21 protein-coding genes are annotated in these 17,778 nt (G+C 66.6%); 11 read left to right on the forward strand and 10 right to left on the reverse strand.

Going from position 1 to position 17,778, the window contains the following annotated elements; genetic code table 11:
• Nucleotides 1-65: 65 nt before the first annotated feature.
• From F6W70_RS12910 to F6W70_RS12925, 4 genes are read right to left on the reverse strand one after another with little or no spacing between them, the layout of a single operon-like run.
• Nucleotides 66-527 (reverse strand): DUF6153 family protein, encoded by a 462-nt coding sequence (locus tag F6W70_RS12910; protein WP_051671013.1) that lies wholly within the window; start codon nucleotides 525-527, stop codon nucleotides 66-68.
• 51 nt (nucleotides 528-578) lie between these two features.
• A complete protein-coding gene (locus tag F6W70_RS12915; protein ID WP_200935185.1) occupies nucleotides 579-2,690 on the reverse strand; it encodes a heavy metal translocating P-type ATPase in 2,112 nt (703 codons plus the stop codon).
• 56 nt (nucleotides 2,691-2,746) lie between these two features.
• On the reverse strand, nucleotides 2,747-3,070 hold the full coding sequence (locus F6W70_RS12920) for a heavy-metal-associated domain-containing protein (protein ID WP_029259143.1): 324 nt from the start codon (nucleotides 3,068-3,070) through the stop codon (nucleotides 2,747-2,749).
• 31 nt (nucleotides 3,071-3,101) lie between these two features.
• Nucleotides 3,102-3,383, reverse strand: a complete 282-nt coding sequence (locus F6W70_RS12925; protein WP_029259144.1) for a metal-sensitive transcriptional regulator — start codon at nucleotides 3,381-3,383, stop codon at nucleotides 3,102-3,104.
• Nucleotides 3,384-3,617: 234 nt separating this feature from the next.
• On the opposite strand from F6W70_RS12925, the gene cmtR reads away from it, so the two are divergent.
• From cmtR to F6W70_RS12950, 5 genes are read left to right on the forward strand one after another with little or no spacing between them, the layout of a single operon-like run.
• The gene (cmtR, locus tag F6W70_RS12930; RefSeq protein ID WP_029259145.1) at nucleotides 3,618-3,977 is read left to right on the forward strand and encodes a Cd(II)/Pb(II)-sensing metalloregulatory transcriptional regulator CmtR; all 360 of its coding nucleotides are present in this window, start codon (nucleotides 3,618-3,620) and stop codon (nucleotides 3,975-3,977) included.
• A complete protein-coding gene (locus tag F6W70_RS12935) occupies nucleotides 3,974-5,890 on the forward strand; it encodes a heavy metal translocating P-type ATPase (RefSeq protein WP_036271584.1) in 1,917 nt (638 codons plus the stop codon). The genes cmtR and F6W70_RS12935 overlap by 4 nt, the downstream gene beginning before the upstream one ends.
• Nucleotides 5,890-6,498 carry a cadmium resistance transporter gene (locus tag F6W70_RS12940; RefSeq protein ID WP_029259147.1) on the forward strand — a complete coding sequence of 203 codons (609 nt, stop codon included), beginning with the start codon at nucleotides 5,890-5,892 and terminating at the stop codon, nucleotides 6,496-6,498. The genes F6W70_RS12935 and F6W70_RS12940 overlap by 1 nt, the downstream gene beginning before the upstream one ends.
• Entirely contained in the window at nucleotides 6,495-7,028 is a 534-nt protein-coding gene (locus F6W70_RS12945) for a signal peptidase II (RefSeq protein ID WP_231494440.1), read from the forward strand. Before F6W70_RS12940 ends, F6W70_RS12945 begins: the two co-directional genes overlap by 4 nt.
• A 54-nt stretch (nucleotides 7,029-7,082) precedes the next feature.
• Nucleotides 7,083-7,292 carry a hypothetical protein gene (locus F6W70_RS12950; protein ID WP_029259149.1) on the forward strand — a complete coding sequence of 70 codons (210 nt, stop codon included), beginning with the start codon at nucleotides 7,083-7,085 and terminating at the stop codon, nucleotides 7,290-7,292.
• 175 nt (nucleotides 7,293-7,467) lie between these two features.
• Here F6W70_RS12950 and F6W70_RS12955 read toward each other — a convergent pair whose 3' ends face one another.
• Both F6W70_RS12955 and F6W70_RS12960 read right to left on the reverse strand, forming a co-directional pair.
• Nucleotides 7,468-7,779, reverse strand: coding sequence for a thioredoxin family protein (locus F6W70_RS12955; protein WP_081860107.1), 312 nt, complete (start codon nucleotides 7,777-7,779; stop codon nucleotides 7,468-7,470).
• 379 nt (nucleotides 7,780-8,158) lie between these two features.
• Complete coding sequence (locus F6W70_RS12960; protein WP_151486940.1) at nucleotides 8,159-9,133, reverse strand: helix-turn-helix transcriptional regulator; 975 nt, start codon at nucleotides 9,131-9,133, stop codon at nucleotides 8,159-8,161.
• 109 nt (nucleotides 9,134-9,242) lie between these two features.
• On the opposite strand from F6W70_RS12960, the gene F6W70_RS12965 reads away from it, so the two are divergent.
• Nucleotides 9,243-10,217, forward strand: a complete 975-nt coding sequence (locus tag F6W70_RS12965; RefSeq protein ID WP_127481858.1) for an alpha/beta fold hydrolase — start codon at nucleotides 9,243-9,245, stop codon at nucleotides 10,215-10,217.
• 19 nt (nucleotides 10,218-10,236) lie between these two features.
• Here the strand turns inward: F6W70_RS12965 and F6W70_RS12970 are convergent, their stop codons facing one another.
• Nucleotides 10,237-11,157 carry a sigma-70 family RNA polymerase sigma factor gene (locus F6W70_RS12970; protein WP_151486941.1) on the reverse strand — a complete coding sequence of 307 codons (921 nt, stop codon included), beginning with the start codon at nucleotides 11,155-11,157 and terminating at the stop codon, nucleotides 10,237-10,239.
• 81 nt (nucleotides 11,158-11,238) lie between these two features.
• Between F6W70_RS12970 and F6W70_RS12975 the strand changes: the two genes are divergently transcribed.
• Together F6W70_RS12975 and F6W70_RS12980 are read left to right on the forward strand one after the other, a co-directional pair.
• The gene (locus F6W70_RS12975) at nucleotides 11,239-12,546 is read left to right on the forward strand and encodes an FAD-binding oxidoreductase (RefSeq protein ID WP_318278894.1); all 1,308 of its coding nucleotides are present in this window, start codon (nucleotides 11,239-11,241) and stop codon (nucleotides 12,544-12,546) included.
• A gap of 173 nt (nucleotides 12,547-12,719) precedes the next feature.
• Nucleotides 12,720-13,265, forward strand: a complete 546-nt coding sequence (locus F6W70_RS12980; RefSeq protein ID WP_318278895.1) for a DUF6611 family protein — start codon at nucleotides 12,720-12,722, stop codon at nucleotides 13,263-13,265.
• Between the two features lie 37 nt (nucleotides 13,266-13,302).
• On the opposite strand, the gene F6W70_RS12985 is transcribed toward F6W70_RS12980, so the two are convergent.
• Together F6W70_RS12985 and F6W70_RS12990 are read right to left on the reverse strand one after the other, a co-directional pair.
• Entirely contained in the window at nucleotides 13,303-13,896 is a 594-nt protein-coding gene (locus F6W70_RS12985; RefSeq protein WP_151486943.1) for a hypothetical protein, read from the reverse strand.
• A complete protein-coding gene (locus F6W70_RS12990; RefSeq protein WP_151486944.1) occupies nucleotides 13,893-14,420 on the reverse strand; it encodes a hypothetical protein in 528 nt (175 codons plus the stop codon). Before F6W70_RS12990 ends, F6W70_RS12985 begins: the two co-directional genes overlap by 4 nt.
• Before the next feature lie 139 nt (nucleotides 14,421-14,559).
• Between F6W70_RS12990 and F6W70_RS12995 the strand changes: the two genes are divergently transcribed.
• A complete protein-coding gene (locus F6W70_RS12995; protein WP_151486945.1) occupies nucleotides 14,560-15,549 on the forward strand; it encodes an SDR family oxidoreductase in 990 nt (329 codons plus the stop codon).
• Nucleotides 15,550-15,559: 10 nt separating this feature from the next.
• Here the strand turns inward: F6W70_RS12995 and F6W70_RS13000 are convergent, their stop codons facing one another.
• Nucleotides 15,560-15,718 (reverse strand): hypothetical protein, encoded by a 159-nt coding sequence (locus tag F6W70_RS13000; RefSeq protein WP_318278896.1) that lies wholly within the window; start codon nucleotides 15,716-15,718, stop codon nucleotides 15,560-15,562.
• 113 nt (nucleotides 15,719-15,831) lie between these two features.
• Here F6W70_RS13000 and F6W70_RS13005 point away from each other — a divergent pair, with 113 nt between their 5' ends.
• Nucleotides 15,832-16,485 (forward strand): GntR family transcriptional regulator, encoded by a 654-nt coding sequence (locus F6W70_RS13005; protein WP_151486946.1) that lies wholly within the window; start codon nucleotides 15,832-15,834, stop codon nucleotides 16,483-16,485.
• A gap of 203 nt (nucleotides 16,486-16,688) precedes the next feature.
• Nucleotides 16,689-17,708 carry a TerC family protein gene (locus F6W70_RS13010; protein WP_055877000.1) on the forward strand — a complete coding sequence of 340 codons (1,020 nt, stop codon included), beginning with the start codon at nucleotides 16,689-16,691 and terminating at the stop codon, nucleotides 17,706-17,708.
• The last annotated feature ends 70 nt before the right edge of the window (nucleotides 17,709-17,778 follow it).

Raw genomic sequence — 17,778 nt, forward strand, 5'->3', positions numbered from 1 at the left:
TGATGGGGCCCGGCGGCTGCCGGTGCCCGAGGGTGCGTTGCCCGCCAGAGCGGGCTAGCGCGTGATCACGTGCGACTGATGCAGAGAACCGTGAGAGATGGAGGCGGGGGAAGGGCGTGAGCGCGGGCGGGCCCGCGTGTTGTCGCGGGCGCGCGGGTCGCAACCAAGAGGGTGTGCCGCCAGCCGAGCCCGATCCGCCTGAGAAGGATGGTGGCCACCAGGAGCGCGAGGACGCACGCCATCCACGTCATCGAATCTCCGGCCCCACACGTCGCGCATCCCGCCTCCTGTGTCGGCGCGGCTGGCACGAGGGCGGTCGCGGAGGCGTCGGGGTGATGGGCGGATACTTCGGCCTGAGTGCTGACGGTGACGGTGTCATGGTGACCGGCGGCCGTCGCATGCGAGTTGAAGGAGTGCATCGCCAGTAGGCCGGCGATAATGCCCACGGCGATCGCGAGGACGGCCAGGACGGTGTGGGTGAGCGTGCGCGGTCCGCGCACCTGTTGTGAGACCTTGATCAGCGACATACTCACCTCCCGTTCGCCCCAGCCTACGTCCGTCGACCTAACTGTTTCTCGCTACTTACCGGCCACGGCGTCCGGGCGCAGATCCAGTCGGCGCAGCAGCTGCGCGTTGAGCGCGACGACGATGGTTGACAGGGACATCAGCAGCGCGCCCACGGACATCGGGAGCACGAACCCGATCGGGGCGAGCACTCCGGCGGCGAGGGGGACGGAGAGCAGGTTGTAGCCGGCGGCCCACCAGAGGTTCTGCTTCATCTTCCGGTAGCTGGCCCGCGACAGTTCGATCACCGAGAGCACCGACCGGGGGTCGTCGCTGGCGAGGATGACGCCCGCGGACGCGATCGCAACATCCGTCCCGGCGCCGATGGCGATGCCGACGTCGGCCTGCGCGAGCGCGGGGGCGTCGTTGACACCGTCTCCGACCATCGCGACCTTGCGCCCTTCGCCTTGCAGCTCTTTCACCTTCGAGGCCTTGTCTTCGGGTCGGACCCCGGCGAAGTACCGGTCGATGCCGAGCTCGCCCGCGACGGAGGCTGCGACCGCGTCGGCGTCACCGGTGATCATGACCACCTGCACGCCACGCTCGTGGAGGGCCTCGACGGCGTGACGCGACTCCGAGCGGATCTCATCCGCCAAGCGCAGGGCACCCGCGACCTGTCCGTCGACGAGCACGTGGAGGATGATCGCACCCTCACGGCGCCACTCGTCGGCGACCGGTAGCTCGGAGGCGTGTTCCTGCTCGAGCATGTACGGGCCACCGACCTGCACCACGCGCCCATCGACACGTGCACGGACCCCGACCGCCGGGGACGATTCGAAATCGGCTGACGAGGGGACCGTGAGGGTCTTCTCTTTCGCCGCGTTGACGATCGCGCGGGCGAGGGGGTGTTCGGAGTCTGCTTCCGCGGCCGCGGCCCAGGCCAGCAGCTGGTCAGGGTCGGTCCCGGAGACGGGGTCGATCGCGGTCACGGCGGGGGTGCCCTTGGTGAGCGTGCCGGTCTTGTCGAACAGGACGGTGTCGACGGTGCGCATGCTCTCCAGCGCGAGACGGTCCTTGATCAGCACGCCTCCGCGAGCGGCACGCTCGGTGGCGATCGACACGACGAGCGGGATCGCCAGACCGAGCGCGTGCGGGCAGGCGATCACCAGCACGGTGATCGTGCGGATCACGGCGGCGTCGGGCATGCCGACGATCGTCCAGACGATGGCGGTGATCGCGGCGGCGCCGAGCGCGAACCAGAACAGCCACCCGGCGGCCTTGTCTGCGAGCCGCTGCGCGCGCGAGGATGAATTCTGCGCTTCGGTCACCAGCTTTTGGATCCCCGCGAGAGCGGTGTCGTCGCCGATCGCGGTGATCTCGACCCGCACCCCGGAATCGGTGGCGACGGTGCCGGCGATGACCTGGTCGCCGTCGCTGCGGCGCACGGGCCGGGACTCGCCGGTGATCATCGACTCGTCCATGCTGGCCGAGCCCTGCACGATCCGCCCGTCAGCGGGCACCCGCCCGCCTGGGCGCACCACCACCACGTCACCCACCAGCAGATCGGACGGGGCGACCGTCACGGTCGTGTCGCCTTCGATCTTTTCCGCCTCGTCGGGCAGCAGTGCAGCGAGGGAATCCAGTGCTGAGGTGGTCTGTGCGAGGGAGCGCATCTCGATCCAGTGGCCGAGCAGCATGATCACGATCAGCAGCGCCAGCTCCCACCAGAAGTCCAGCTCATGATGGAGGAGGCCGAGGCTCGCGCCCCAGGATGCGAGGAACGCGACCGTGATCGCGAGGGCGATCAGGAGCATCATTCCGGGCTTGCGGGCACGAAGTTCACTCACCGCGCCGGTGAGGAACGGGGCCCCACCCCAGATGTACATGACCGTCCCGAGAACCGGGGACACCCACCCAACCCAGGCGGCTTCCGGCAACGGGTACCCGAGCAGCATCGAGAACATCCCCGAGAACCCGACAACCGGGACCGCAAGGACCAGCATGATCCAGAACAACCGCCGGAACTGGCCCACGTGATCGCCGTGGCCCGCGTGACCGCCGTGGCCCGCGTGACCTTGAGGAGCGCCGTGGTCGTGGCTCATCGCCGCGTGGTCATGCTGCGCCGTCGGCGCGGTGCCGGGATTCTCGTGTGCGATGTGATGGGTGTGCTCGTCGTGCTGGCTCATCAGAACTCCTTGTTCGATGCGCCCGGGGTCGAGCCGGGTGCGGACGGATAAGTGAATCAGGCCTGGCTGGTCGCGAGGCTGTAACCGGCCTCTTCGACCGCAGCCCTCACGGCAGCGGGATCGACAGGGGCTGCGCTGTGGATCGTCACGCGGGACGAGCCGCCGGCGTTCAGGTCGACAGCGACGAACGCGACACCGTCAAGCGCGCTCAGTTCCTCACTGACGCTCGACACACAGTGCGAGCACGTCATTCCCGTGACCAGTACCTCTTCCGAGACCGGGGCCGCCACAGGAGCGGATGCCTCGATGTTCGATGGGGCTGCGCAGCATGCGCAACCAGCGTTTGCGTCCTTCAGTCCGAGTTCGATGCGGTCAGTCATAGTGAATTTCTCCAGATCGTTAGACGTGTGGTTATGAACGGACCAGGCGAGCGATGGCGTCGTTAGCTTCGCGGACCTTCTCCGCCGCAACCTCGCCACCCTCAGCGCTTGCCTGAGCGACGCAATGGCTCAGATGGTCACCCAGGAGCGACAAGGCCACCGTTTCGAGCGCCTTCGTGGCCGCAGCGACCTGCGTCAGGATGTCGATGCAGTACTTGTCCTCATCGACCATCCGCGAGATACCTCGCACCTGACCCTCAACCCGACTCAATCGCTTGCGCAGATCCGCCTTGTTGTCGGTGTAACCGTTCATACCCACAACATACCCCCTGGGGGTATGTAACTCAACAGGCACCGGCCTATTCCCGAACGACAGCCTCCGGCTGCAGTTTCGCGGGACGATCGCTATCGAGCGCCCGGCGGCATGCGGCGTCGTCCACCACAGCAGGATCGCGCACCTCACGACTGGTTGACGCGGCGACGAACAGAACGCCATAACATTCGATCGAATTGATAACCAGTCAGCGGTCACTGTATAGTTCAGTGCATGCTGACCATTGCTTCCCGTCTTGATGTGATGAACCGACTCGGCCGGGCCATGGCTGATCCGACCCGTTCCCGGATCTTAATGACGTTGCTCGACGGACCGAGCTATCCCGCTGTGCTCTCGCGCGAACTGGAGCTGACGCGCTCGAACGTGTCGAACCACCTCACCTGCCTGCGCGATTGCGGCATCGTCGTTGCCGAGCCGGAGGGCCGTCAGACCCGATACGAAATCGCCGACCCGCACCTAGCTGCTGCCCTCGTCGCACTGGTGGACGTGACGCTGGCTGTCGACGTGCACGCCCCGTGCGTGGACTCGGCGTGCACGGTGGCGGGCTGCTGCGGAGCGGGGGCTGGCGCGTGAGCGAGGCGTGTGGTTGCGAGCATGAGCCTGCCGCCACGGCGGGAGAGGAACACGAAGAGGCTGAGCGGCCCTGGTGGAAAGACCGCGGGATCATGGTGCCGATCTTCTCGGGTGTCGCGTTCCTGGGGGGTCTGATCCTCGAGTGGTCCGGCTTAGAGATCCCGGCGTTGGTGCTGTTCTGGGTCGGACTACTGCTGGGCGCGTCGACGTTCACGCCGGGCGCGATCCGGAAACTATTCAAGGGCAAGCTCGGCATCGGGTTGCTGATGACGATCAGCGCGATCGGCGCAGTCATCCTCGGGTACGTGGAGGAGGCTGCAGCTCTGGCGTTCTTGTACTCGATCGCTGAGGCGCTCGAGGACAAGGCGATGGACCGCGCCCGCGGCGGGCTAAGGGCACTGCTGAAGCTCGTGCCGGAGACAGCGACGGTGCTGCAGGGCGGTGTCTCCGCGCAGGTACCGGCGAGAGAGTTGACGGTTGGCCAGGTCATGGTGGTCCGCCCGGGTGAGCGGATCGCGACCGATGGGATCGTCCGATCCGGGCGCTCCAGCCTGGACACATCGGCGATCACCGGGGAGTCGATCCCGGTCGAGGTCGAGCCTGGCGATGTTGTGTCGGCCGGTGCGATCAACAGTGCCGGCGCGCTGGAGGTTGAGGCGACGGCTGCGGGCACCGATAACTCGCTCACGACGATCGTGGAGCTGGTCGAGAAAGCGCAGACCGACAAGGGCGAGCGTGCCCGTCTGGCGGACAGGATCGCCCGCCCACTGGTGCCCGGCGTTCTGATCCTCGCGGCGCTCGTCGCGATCATCGGTTCGCTGCTGGGTGACCCGGAGGTGTGGATCACCCGCGCGCTCGTCGTGCTGGTCGCGGCGTCTCCGTGTGCGCTGGCGATCTCGGTCCCGCTGACGGTCGTCGCTGCGATCGGCGCCGCGAGCAAGTTCGGTGTGATCATCAAGTCCGGCGCCGTTTTCGAGCGCTTCGGTACGGTCCGGCACGTCGCCGTCGACAAGACCGGAACCCTTACCCGCAACGAACCCGTGGTCACCGCCGTACTCACCGCGAACGGTGTAACCGAGGTCCAGGCGTTGGCGTGGGCGGCTGCGCTGGAGCAGCACAGCACACATCCTCTTGCCTCAGCGATCACCGCCGCAGCTCCGGGGACACCGGCAGCTGCAGATGTGACCGAGCAGGCCGGCCACGGTATTGACGGCACCGTCGACGGATCGAGAATCACCGTCGGCAGTCCCCGCTGGCTGGACGCCGGCGACCTCGTTGAGCGGGTCGCAACGCTGGAAGAGCAGGGCATGACCGTCGTCATCGTGCACCGAGACGGGTCACCGGTCGCCGCGATCGGCGTCCGCGACGAGCTGCGCCCTGAAGTCCCCCAGGTAGTCCGGACACTCACCGGCCAGGGCGTCGGGGTGACGATGCTCACCGGCGACAACGCCCGGACCGCTCGTGCCCTGGCTGCGCAGGCCGGGATCAGCGATGTGCGCGCGGAGCTGCGCCCGGAGGACAAGGCGACCGCGATCGGGGAACTGTCGAAGGCGGGACCGGTCGCGATGATCGGCGATGGCATCAACGATGCCCCCGCCCTCGCGGGCGCAGACGTCGGCATCGCGATGGGCGCGACCGGCTCCGACGCAGCGATCGAATCCGCGGACGTGGCCTTCACCGGCCATGATCTACGCCTCATCCCGCGGGCGTTCGATCACGCCCGGCGCGGTCGACGGATCATCAACCAGAACATCATCCTGTCGCTGCTGATCATCACCGCCCTGCTCCCGCTCGCGCTCTTCGGCGTCCTGGGGCTCGCGGCTGTCGTCCTGGTCCACGAGGTCGCCGAGGTCATCGTGATCCTCAACGGCCTGCGGGCCGCCCGCACCCGCACGCCACGACTGGGACGCTGATGCTCGCCACCATTGGATCAGCGATCGGCCTGTTCGCGGCAACCAACATCGACGACATCGTCGTGCTCACCGTGCTTTTCCTCGCCTCCAGCCGAGGGAAACCCCGGCCGTGGCAGATCGTCGCAGGCCAGTACCTCGGGTTCATCACCCTCGTCGTCATCAGCGTGATCGCCGCGCTCGGCCTCACCATCGTCCCGGACGAATGGGTCGGCTTCCTTGGCCTGATCCCGCTCGGCATCGGCATCTGGACGCTCATTCGCGGCCTGCGCCGCAACGGCGATGACGATGACGACGACTCCAAGATCACCGCGGTCGGACTGTGGGGCGTCGCTGGTATCACGATCGCCAACGGGGCGGACAACATCTCCCTCTACACGCCGATCTTCCGCACCAGCACGCCCGGCGACGTCGCGATCATGATCGTCGTGTTCCTCATCCTCGTTGCCGTCTGGTGCGCGGCGGGCCGGCTCATCGGCACTAACAAGGCAGTCACCGAGGGGTTGGAGCGCGTCGAGCACTGGCTTGTACCGGCAGTTTTCATCGGTCTGGGCCTGTTCATCCTGATCGAATCCGGGGTCATCGTCCGTCTGATCGAGGTCCTCGCATGATCCCTTCCGAAACAGAAGCTCACCCGCCCGCTGTGCGCGAGCGGTCGTCGGCGCGGCGGTGGCAGCTCACTGGTGGAGCGCTCCTGATCGCCGTGATTGTCGTGTTGATTGATCAGGGAACGAAGGTGTGGGCTGAAGCGGCCCTCACTGAGCGTGAGCGCGTCCCCCTAATCGGTGACCTGTTGGGTTTGCAGCTCGCCTACAACCCCGGAGCGGCATTCTCCTTCGGGGAAGGCTTCACCTGGGTGTTCGCGCTGCTAGCCGTCGCCGCCACCGTCACAGCAATCGTGTTCGCGTTCCGAGTACAACGCCTGGGATGGGCAATCGTCATCGGCGCGCTCGGAGGAGCTGCCGCCTCACACGCAGGCGACCGCCTTTTCCGCGATCCGGGATTCGCCCGCGGACACGTCGTGGACTTTCTCGCCTACGGAAATTGGTTCATCGGGAACATCGCCGACATCGTGATCTTCGCCGCAGCGGTCACCGGAGCGCTCCTCATGATCCGCGCCGGCGATGAGGCCACAAAGTGAAACCGCTTTGAGAAGCGGGGACAACCCATCAACTCGCCCTCTACATCGGCGCTATTGCTCGGCGCGCAGCTCGTCGGCACCCGCGGTGCGGAAATTTCCAAGCGCATCGACACCTACGCGGCAGCGCTGCACCACAGCATGACGATCGCCGCAATGAGCGACCTCGACCTCTCCTACACGCCCCCGCTCGGCTCCCCCTGGGATGCCGTGCAGGTCGCAACCCAGGCATGGGAGCGCGAAGTTCGGACAATCGCCGTGGTGTAGCTCGCCCGTGCGTGCGGCTTCTGAGTGTGGGGACTACGTAGGCGGGCGGTCACGTCGTAAGCGAAGCGCGACCCACAAACCGCATCGTCGACAGATGAACGCACCGTCGTTTCCGAGGGCGTGCAGCTTCCTTCGTGGTAGATGCCGGCCGCAGCACGTGCAGGCGACATCGAGCTCAGTCTCCATAGGCCCTCATTGCCTCTCGGATCTGTTCAACCGTTGGCATCCCGGCCAACCCAGCAGGTGTGCTGTAGATGCGGCAAGCCAACTCACTACTACGATCCGACCCCGGGAAGAGATCGTTTCCGTCCACCGTGATCGTCGGGGAGCCCGCAAATTGAACCCCGGCGGCGTCTTCCTCTGTTCGGATGAGTCGATAACGCAGGCTCAATCCGTCGTGGCCTGTTTCGCTAAGCGCCTCGGCAACACGACGACTGGCCTCAACCCAGCTAGGGCAATCAGCGATATGCAGCAGCTCAATCTCCACGACTCAATCATCCTCGATTCTCTGCTGATGTCGTGACCCATTTGTGGTGGAGGGCTATCACCGAAAACGATCGTTTCCGGCCGACGTACCGAGGTCGCCGGCCGATTGTGCGACACGCCGGTCGCGCACCTGCCGAAAACCCCTGCCCGAACCTGTTGCGCCGAAACGGCCCGCCCGACCCTTTAGGCAATGTGAAAGCGGCCGCGATTTCCGACAAGTTTCGTGAGACAACCGGCAGTTTCCGCAGCGCACCACTCACCCGTCTTTCCGGGGGTGCTCCGTCTCACCAACCGACAAGTTTCGTGAGATCGGACAACGGCGCCATCCCGGAGTTCCGCTTCGCAGGTGCTCCGAGACGACGCGGCGGCTTCCGAAGCCGTCACGTGAGTCGCTCGCGGTCGACGAGGTGGGTGGCGAGCCGCTCGACGGCGCTCGCGAGCTCGGCCGGCTCGATGACAGATACCGGAGCAGTGAGCGCTATCTCGGCGATCGTCATCGCGAGCCTTCCGAGATCTTCGCTGCGGATTCCGATGACGCAGTGCTCTGCGTGATCCTCCCGCAGAGTGTGGTCGGCCCACCGGAGGACGCCCTCGATCTCGGCGTACGGCATGTGGATGACGAGGGTCGCAGCGTGATCGCGGGCGGTGCGGCCGATCGATCTCGCGACGAACTCGGCGGCGTCTCCTCCGGGAACCGTTCGGAGCGGGAAACGAGTGCCGACGGGTCGCGGCGCCTGGATGCGGTCGAGTCGGAACGTTCTCCAGTCGCCACGATCTCGGTCCCACGCGACGAGATACCAGCGACGCCCGGCTGTGACGAGCTGATGCGGCTCGACGTGCCGCCTGCTGCTCTCTTCCCGGGCTGGCCGATAGTCGAACCGCACATGCTCGTGGTCGCGACATGCTGCGGCGAATACGCTCAGCGACTCCGGATGGATGACGTCGTCGTCGACCGCCCGCCTCAGGGAGGCGACGCTCGAGTGCAGCGCCGACACCCGTCGACGAAGCCGGTGAGGCAGAAGCGCTTCGATCTTCGCCAGAGCGCGCAGTGATGTCTCCTCGATCCCACTGATGGCGGCTTCCGCGGCATAGCGCAAGCCGATCGCCACCGCGACGGCCTCCTCGTCGTCGAGGATCAGCGGCGGCACATGCGCTCCCGTCGCGAGCCGGTAGCCGCCGTACCTCCCCGAGGTGGAATCGACCGGGTAGCCGAGCTCGCGAAGGCGGTCGAGGTCTCGCCGCACCGTTCGTTCGGTCACCCCGAGCCGAGCCGCCAGTTCCGCACAGGGCCAGAAGCGGTTGGTCTGCAGAAGCGACAACAACTGCAGGGCTCTGCCCGTGGGATTGGTTCTCATGATCTCAGCCTGCCGAGGATGCAGGACATCAGGTGTCCAGAATGCTCCGTACGGTCCGAGTAGCCGCCGATCCAGACCCGCGATCGGTGCCGAACTCAGAGGAGCATCCATGAAGCTGTCCGACTTCCCCGACCCCACCCTTATCCCGGTCAACGGCGTCGAGCTCGAAGTCTTCGAGGCCGGGCGAGAGAATGCCGGGAACCCTGTCGTGCTCTGCCACGGATGGCCCGGGCATGCCTCCGTCTGGCGGCATCAGGTGCCAGCGCTCGTCGCTGCGGGGTACCACGTCATCGTCCCGAACCAGCGCGGCTACGGCAACTCCTCGCGGCCGGCTGACGTGACGGCCTACGACATCGGACACCTCTCGGGCGACCTCGTCGCACTTCTCGATCACTTCGGATACGACAGGGCGGTCTTCGTCGGTCACGACTGGGGCGCGAGCGTCGTCTGGGGGCTGACGCTGCTGCATCCTGACCGTGTGGACAAGGTGATCAATCTGAGCCTGCCCTATCAGGAACGTGGAGAGGTTCCGTGGATCGAACTCATGGAAGCCGTGCTCGGTGGTGACTTCTACTTCGTCCACTTCAATCGACAGCCCGGCGTCGCAGACGCCGTCTTCGATGAGAACACGTTCCCGTTCCTTCGCAACCTGTACCGGAAGAACGAACCCCCGCGGCAGCCTCAGCCGGGGATGGCGTTCATCGATCTCGCCCGAGCGGAGGTACCACTCGGCGATCCCGTCATGAGCGACGAGGAACTCGACGTTCTCGTCTCGGCTTTCGAAACCTCGGGATTCACGGGCGGCGTGAACTGGTACAGGAACCTCGACCGCAACTGGCACCTGCTCGCCGATGTGGACCCGATCATCCTCCACCCCGCACTCATGATCTACGGCGACAGAGACATGGTGCAGAAATCCGAAACCCTGGCGGACTTCGTGCCGAACGTCGACGTCCTCAGCCTCGACTGCGGGCACTGGATCCAGCAGGAAAAGCCCGCCGAACTCAACGAGGCGATCGTGAGTTGGCTGCGACGACAGGACGCGACGCGCTCCTCCGGGTCGTGGTCAGGGTCAGCATCCTGAGCGCCGGAAGGCCGACGAGTCAGGGCTTCGAGAGCATCCCGGTCTGCAGTGCCGTCCGGATGGTGGCGGGGTCGGCCAGGGCATCGATCTGGACGACTTTCCCCGCGCCGACGGTCAACACGTAGAGCGCGACGATCTCTTTCCGGTCGCGCCAATACGCGATCGCCGCGAGCCCTGCGAACTCCACGATGATCGCTTCATCGATGCGTCCGGACAGGGCATCGCCGACGGCGTCGGAGCCGGTGATCTTCGGCGTGAGGGCGGGAGCGTTCTCGGCCTGACGCGATGCGGCCAGGGCGATCGCATCCGCATCGGCGCGCAGGGTGACATCGGGATCCAGAAGGGCGATCAGATCGTGCATCTCGCCGCTGCGCGCGGCGGCGAGGAAGGCGACCACCTCGCGGCGCTGCTCCTGTCTGATCGCGTCCCAGTCGCGATCGCGCAGTCGCTGGCGAGCGCGTGACGCGCGCTTTTTGACCACGTCGACCGTCGAGCCGGCGATCTCGGCGATCTCGGCGAAGGGATAGCCGAAGACGTCGTGGAGCATGTAGCTCAGACGATCCACCGGCGAGAGCTCTCGCAGCACGATCGTGAATGCCATCGCCACCTGCTCGTCCTTCAGGATGAGCCGTTCCGGGTCCGCACGGGGATCGTCGATGGGGGTCGCGGGTTCTGCGATGTCGTCGACTGGCAGCGTCTGGTGCGTGCGTCGGCGCCGCGTCACGTCGATCGCCGCACGCGACACCACGGTGGTCAGCCAGGCGTCGACGTCGTTGATCGTGCTCAGGTCGGTCTCGGCGAACCGGAGCCAGGCGTTCTGCACCGCATCTTCCGCGTCCCACATGTCGCCGAGGATTCGGTATGCCAGGACACGCAACCGGGCTCGCTGTGCGCCGAAGACCTCTGCGTTCGACACAGAGCTGCTGCGAGGTGCGGTCACCTTTCGAACACTACCTGCGTCATATAGGTAGCGGCTCGCTGCGCAAGCGTGGCCCACCGACAACTGGGGAAGGAACTACCTGTGACGCAAGAGACCGAGAATCTCATCGAGCTGCGGACCGTCGTGCGAGGAGAGGTGGTGCTTCCGGGCGACGCCGGCTTCGACGAGCGCTCGACGCCGTGGAACATCGCCGTCGATCAGCGACCGATCGCCGTCGTCGACGCGGCCGATGCGGAAGACGTCGCCGCTCTCGTCGCCTTCGCGGCGCGCAACGGTCTCCCGATCATCGTGCAGCCCGGTGGACATGGTGCCACCGGTGCGGCGACGGGGGCCATCGTCCTGCGGACGTCGCACCTGACGACACTGTCGGTGAACGCGTTCGACGGTATCGCGCGGGTGGGGGCGGGGATCTCGGCCGGTGCCCTGCAGGAGGCCGCAGCGGCGGCGGGCTTCACTGCGCTCGCGGGGAGCAGCCCGATCGTCAACGTCGTCGCGCTCGCGCTCGGGGGCGGACTGAGCTGGTTCGGACGCAAGTACGGATGGGTTGCCGATTCCATCCGTGCGCTCGAGGTCGTCACGCCGCAGGGCGAACACCGACGTGTGACCGAAGAGTCCGATGCGGACCTGTTCTGGGCGCTGCGCGGTGGTGGTGGGCACGCAGCCGTCGTCACACTCGTCGAGCTCCAGCTGCATGAGGCGGCGCAGTTCGCCGGCGGGCGGATCATGTGGTCGGGAGAGCACACGGCCGCCGTGGTCGACGCCTTCGCTTCGCTGACGAGTGACGCCCCGGACGAGTTGACGATCTGGCTCGAGATCCTGAGCTTCCCAGGCGCGCCGCCGTTCGTGGCTCTGGACGTGGCGTACCTCGGCTCGAACACGGAGCTCCGAGAGCTGTTGCGGCTCGATGCCCTGCCTGCACCGCTGCGCGATGGGGTCCGCGACATGCCCCTGGCTGACATCGGGACCATCGCCGATGAGCCCACCGACCCGTCTCCGGGAATCACACAGGTCGAACTGCTGCGCACCCTCGACAGCGACGTGCGAGAGGCCCTTGCGTCGGCCTCGCCCGCACCGGCGATGATCGTGCAGGTGCGACCGCTCGGCGGAGCTTTCGCCGCGCCGTCGAACACCCCCTTGGGGGCGCTGACGGAGCCCTACCTGATCAGCCTGTTCTCCTCCCCGCGCGATGAGGACGCGGCTGCGGCCATCCAGGAGTCGCACGCGCGACTCGTCGCTCAGCTGCCGGTGACCGGACGCAAGGTCCCTACCTTCCTCCAGGGCGGCGACAGCCTCGACAACGTCTACGACGGTGAAGCGCTCGAACGCCTCCGACGCATCGTCGAGCAGCGCGACCCCCAGGTGCTGATTCGCACCGAACACGCCCTGTAGGCAGTGCCTGTGCGGAGCCGCCCGTCCTGGTGGCTCCGCACAGCCCGAGTCGATCCTGATCCCGACCGGCATGGTCCCGCACCCGTCGTCATCCCGCATGGATGGCGACGGCGGCCGTATGGGTTCCGTCTGCACGGGTGCTTCCCGCGCGCGGCCGGAGCAACGTGGGAGGCATGTCCGTCATCTCCCGTCCTCCCTTCCCCTCAGGCTCAACGGCATCGAGGGCAGCGCGCCCTCCGCGGTGGGGATACCTGTCGAGGTCTGTGAGCCATTACGGCACCGTCGCGTGCGTGCTCGCGGTCTATCCGCCGGATTCCACAGACGAAGAACTCCGCCTCGCGGAGGCCCACCGCTGGTACACGCCGCTGTCGCTCGGCGGCGGGGTCGTGGCGTGGGTGGTGCTGTGTGCTGTGGGGGTCTCTCCGTTGCTCGCGGCCGCGCTCCTGCTGGCCGCCCTGCTTCCGATCGGCATCGTGCTCTCTCGGCGGTCGCGCGACATCCGCCACCGCACGGTCACCGTCTCCGCATGCAGAGCGGGCCTCGGCGAAGACACCGAGGGAGAGCGCGCCCAGCAGCTTCGCCTCGACAGCCTTGCCGAGGCGCTGGGCGATGCCGCACTCGCGTGCCGCCAGGGCGTGATCGACCGCGACCGCTTCGACCGCATCTGGGCGGCGGCATATGCGCAGGCCGCGGCCATCGCCGCCGCCTCCGCGCGGTGACGCTCACCGGGCAGAGGACGAGCCCGCCGGCGGCCGATCAGTCGACGCCCGCGTCGCTCTGATACTTGCGGCACGCCCTGCCCGTCGCCTCGGTCTCCTCGGCGTCGTCTCTCTCTGCGCCAGGGTTCTCGCGGGGGACGACCTGGCTGAGCGAGAGAGTGCCCGTGCAGGTGAAGACGACGAGGTCGCCGGGCGCACAGGCCTGCGGAAGTCGTGCCTTCAGCCGGGTGTCGTCACTCGCCGTCTGCAGAGTCGTCGGCGCGAGATCTCGGGCACGTGGAGAGTGCAGAAGGTCGATGTGGGTGACCAGAGGCGCGAGCGCATGCAGGGCGCAGTCGACCGTCACCACGACCTCGCGGTGCCAACCGTGGGGCTCTTCGCGAGCGATGATCCGCGCCACCACCAGCGTCACGTGCGCATCGGCCTCGGGGTGGACGGCGGACGGGCCCGTCGGTGCGATCAGCACGCAGGGGGTGCGCCGCTCTCGTGCGAGATCGGTCAGCGAACGTCCGGCGACCACGATGTCGTGTGCACCGACCTCCGTATCGGTCGGCCACAGCTTCCGCACGTCGCGTTGTGGGTCGTTCCACACGAAGGCCGTCGAATGCAGGACGGTGTGCAGCACGGTCATCGCGACGCCCCCACCCGGAGCGCCGCCGCGCCCACAGCGCGCGGCCGCACGTTTCGCAGCGTGACGGCGCCGATGCAGGGGACGACCAGGAGATCGCCCTCTCGAACGTCGGACGGAAGGACGGCGACCGGATGCGGCCATGCCACGCCGCCCTCCTCTCCGGGGATCAGCTCGATACTCGTCGTCTTCGCCGAAGAAGCCCTGCCGATGAGGCGGCATTCCTCCCACGCCGCATCGACGCCGTCGAAGGAGCAGTCCGTCAGGGCGATGCGCTTGTCCTCCTGGGTGTCGACACGCAGGGTGATACGGAACAGCAGCACGGTCACGTCGGTGCCCGTGCCGGGTATCGGCAGGTCTCCGGTGAGCACGGCGGGTGAGCCGCTGATCTCGAACAGACGCATCAGCGAGATGCCGCCCACCACGACATCGGTGGTCGTGGGCTCCGAATGGGTCGGCCACCTCCAGCGGTCGAGGGGAGTGGGGATGCTCCGTCGCAGCGTGGGAAGGATCTCGGTGAGGGTCATGTCTCCGTCCTACGCTTCCGTGATCGTGCCGATGAAGGAGCCTGACGGAACGCATGCGCCTCCGCCCCGTTCGCTCACGAAGTCCGCACCTCGTCGACACGGCGGCGACCTGTCGAGGCCGGCATGACAGGATCGGGACATGAGCGCACAGGACATCCTCTTCGTCGGCGGCAGCGGCGTCATCAGCGCGGCATCCGTGGAGCGTGCGGTGGAACTCGGGCATCGGGTCGCCGTGCTCAACCGTGGGCGGTCCGAGGAGAGGCCGCTGCCGGAAGAAGTCGAGCTGCTGCAGGGCGACATCCGCGACACGGAATCGGTGCAGGCTGCGCTCGGAGATCGGGAGTTCGACGTCGTGGCGCAGTTCACGGCCTTCACGCCCGCCCACGTGCAGGCCGACATCGACCGCTTCGCCGGCCGGACGGGGCAGTACATCTTCATCAGCTCCGCATCGGCGTATCAGAAGCCGCCGCTGCGCTTCCCGATCACGGAATCAACCCCGCTCCGCAACCCGTTCTCCGGGTATGCGCGAAACAAGATCGCCTGCGAGGCCGCCCTCACGACCGCCTATCGCGATCAAGGATTCCCCGTCACGATCGTGCGCCCGTCGCATACCTACGACCGCACGAGCATGCCCACGCTGGCGGGATGGAACGACGTGGCGCGGATGCGCGCGGGGCGACCCGTCGTCGTGCACGGAGACGGCACTTCGCCGTGGACGATCACTCACACGACCGACTTCGCTGTGGGCTTCGTGGGGCTCTTCGGGCGTCGCGATGTGCTCGGCGAGGCCTTCCACATCATGGGAGACCACGCACCGACGTGGGATCAGATCTACACGTGGCTGGGCGAGGCCGCGGGAGTCCGTCCCGAGCTGGTACATGTGTCCTCCGACACGATCGCCGCCGTCAGGCCCTCACTTGCGGCGGACCTGCACGGCGACAGAGCGCATCCGATGGTCTTCGACACCACCAAGATCCGCCGCATCGTCCCCGAGCTCCGCACCCGTGTGCCCTTCTGGGCCGGTGCGGAGGAGATCATCGCCTACCACGACGCCACGCCCGCCCGGCAGGTCATCGATGCCGGGCTCGACGCCGACCTGGACCGGATGATCGCGACGGTACGCGTCTAGCCATCGACGTTCAGGGCTGGATCGCCACTCCGATCGCGACCCGTTGCTCGGCGAGCGGACAGCGGAAGACGTCGCGCTCGCCGAGTCCGACCCGATCGATGTAGCGCACCACGATCGCGTAGGAGGTGAGCAGGCCGGCGCGGTATCTCCGGACGCCCTCGGGCGTCATGCCGGATGCGATACATTGCAGTGCAGGTAAGATTTCAGGCTTTACTGCGTCGACGTGCTCGAGTGGAGGACAAAGCGGTGGCACTCTCAGGTGGACCCCTCGAACGCAGGTCGATGAGCGATGAAGCGTACAACCGGTTGCAGGAAGCGATCATCAGCGGCGAGCTGCGTCCGGGAGAGCGGCTGCGCGACTACGAGCTCGCGGAACGCCTCGGCACCTCGAAGACCCCGATCCGCCATGCCCTCGACCGCCTGGCCGACCACGGCCTCGTCGAGATGCAGCGCAACCGCTACACCCGGGTCGCGCCGATCGATCTGGATCAGGTCCGCAATGCCGTCGACCTCTTCGGCGACATCTGGATCGGCGCGGTGCGTCATGTGATGCCTCGGATCCAGGACGACGACACCGCGTACCTCGCCGAGCTCGCCGGGGAGATGTCGACAGCGGTGAAGGACCGCGACGTCGTCGGCTTCGGGATCGCACTTCGTGCGACCGCGACGGGTTTCGCGCGCATCGAGGGCAACGCCTCGCGCGCCGTCGTCATCGACCGCCTCGGGCCGCAGATCCGTCGGTTCAGTCAGCATGCGAAGGGCGCGTTCGACTGGGATGTCGTCGGCGCCTTCGTCGTCTCCCTCCGAGAGGCGATCCTCGAGCGCGATGCGAGCAAGACCCGCGCCGTCCTGGTCGCCTTCTTCGACGACGCGCTCCCCGCCATCATCGATCGCGCCGAGGAGCAGGACCTCACCCCCTCCGACGCCCCGGAGTAGCGGACCGCCTGCATGGCACTTTCGGCAGATCCACAGGAATCGCAGAGGGACTTCTTCTAATCTGGGAGATCCCAAGGGGAGTACTCCGACACGGTGGGGTCGTCATTACGGATGCATGTCGCATCCCGGGCCACCGGTTCCATGTCTCATGGAATGGAGAAGACTTTGGCGGTACTGTCGTACCCCGAGTCTGGAGCCCTCATTTGGATATCACGCCGCTGATCTGGGTCATCACGATCGCGATCACGATCGCCTTCTTCGTCTACGAGTTCTTCGCCCACGTGCGCACCCCGCACGAGCCGACGATCGCGGAGTCGGCGCGCTGGTCGATCTTCTACATCAGCCTTGCGCTGTTGTTCGGCGTCGGCATCGGCGTCTTCTCCGGATGGACGTTCGGTGGGGAGTACTTCGCCGGGTATCTGACCGAGAAGGCGCTGTCGATCGACAACCTCTTCGTGTTCCTCATCGTCATGACCGGCTTCGCCGTGCCGAAGAAGTACCAGCAGAAGGTGCTGATGATCGGCATCGTCATCGCGCTGATCCTCCGCGGAATCTTCATCGCCGTCGGCGCGACGCTCATCGAGAACTTCTCGTGGATCTTCTACCTGTTCGGTGCACTGCTGCTCGTGCTCGCCTACCGTCAGGCATTCAGCAACCACGAGAGCAACCCGGCCAACGGACGATTCATGACGTTCGTGCGCCGTCACCTCCCCGTCAGCGACGAGTACAACGGCGACCGCCTCACCGTGGTGAAGAACGGCAAGCGCTTCGTCACGCCGATGCTCCTCACGATCATCGCGATCGGGTTCATCGACCTGGTGTTCGCCGTGGACTCGATCCCTGCGATCTACGGTCTCACCGACCAGGCCTACATCGTCTTCACGGCGAACGCCTTCGCGCTGATGGGTCTGCGCCAGCTGTACTTCCTCATCGGCGGACTGCTCGAGCGCCTCGTCTACCTGGCTCAGGGGCTCGCGGTCATCCTCGCCTTCATCGGCGTCAAGCTCGTGCTGCACGCGATGCACGTCAACGAGCTTCCGTTCATCAACGGCGGCGAGCCGATGCTGTGGGCTCCCGAGATCCCGATCTGGTTCTCGCTGCTGTTCATCGCCGCCACCATCACGATCGCGACCGTGGCCAGCCTTCTCAAGACGCGTCGGGCACCGGATTCCGTTCCGGCCGGCGCCGACACCACCACCCGCAACGACAAGGAGCACTCTTGAGCGCGCAGCGCTGTTCTGACTCTTCGGACTCTGACAGTACGAGCGCCCGGTTCATCCCGGGCGCTCACCC

Origin of the sequence: Microbacterium maritypicum, from assembly GCF_008868125.1 — a bacterium.
Lineage (GTDB): Bacteria > Actinomycetota > Actinomycetes > Actinomycetales > Microbacteriaceae > Microbacterium > Microbacterium maritypicum.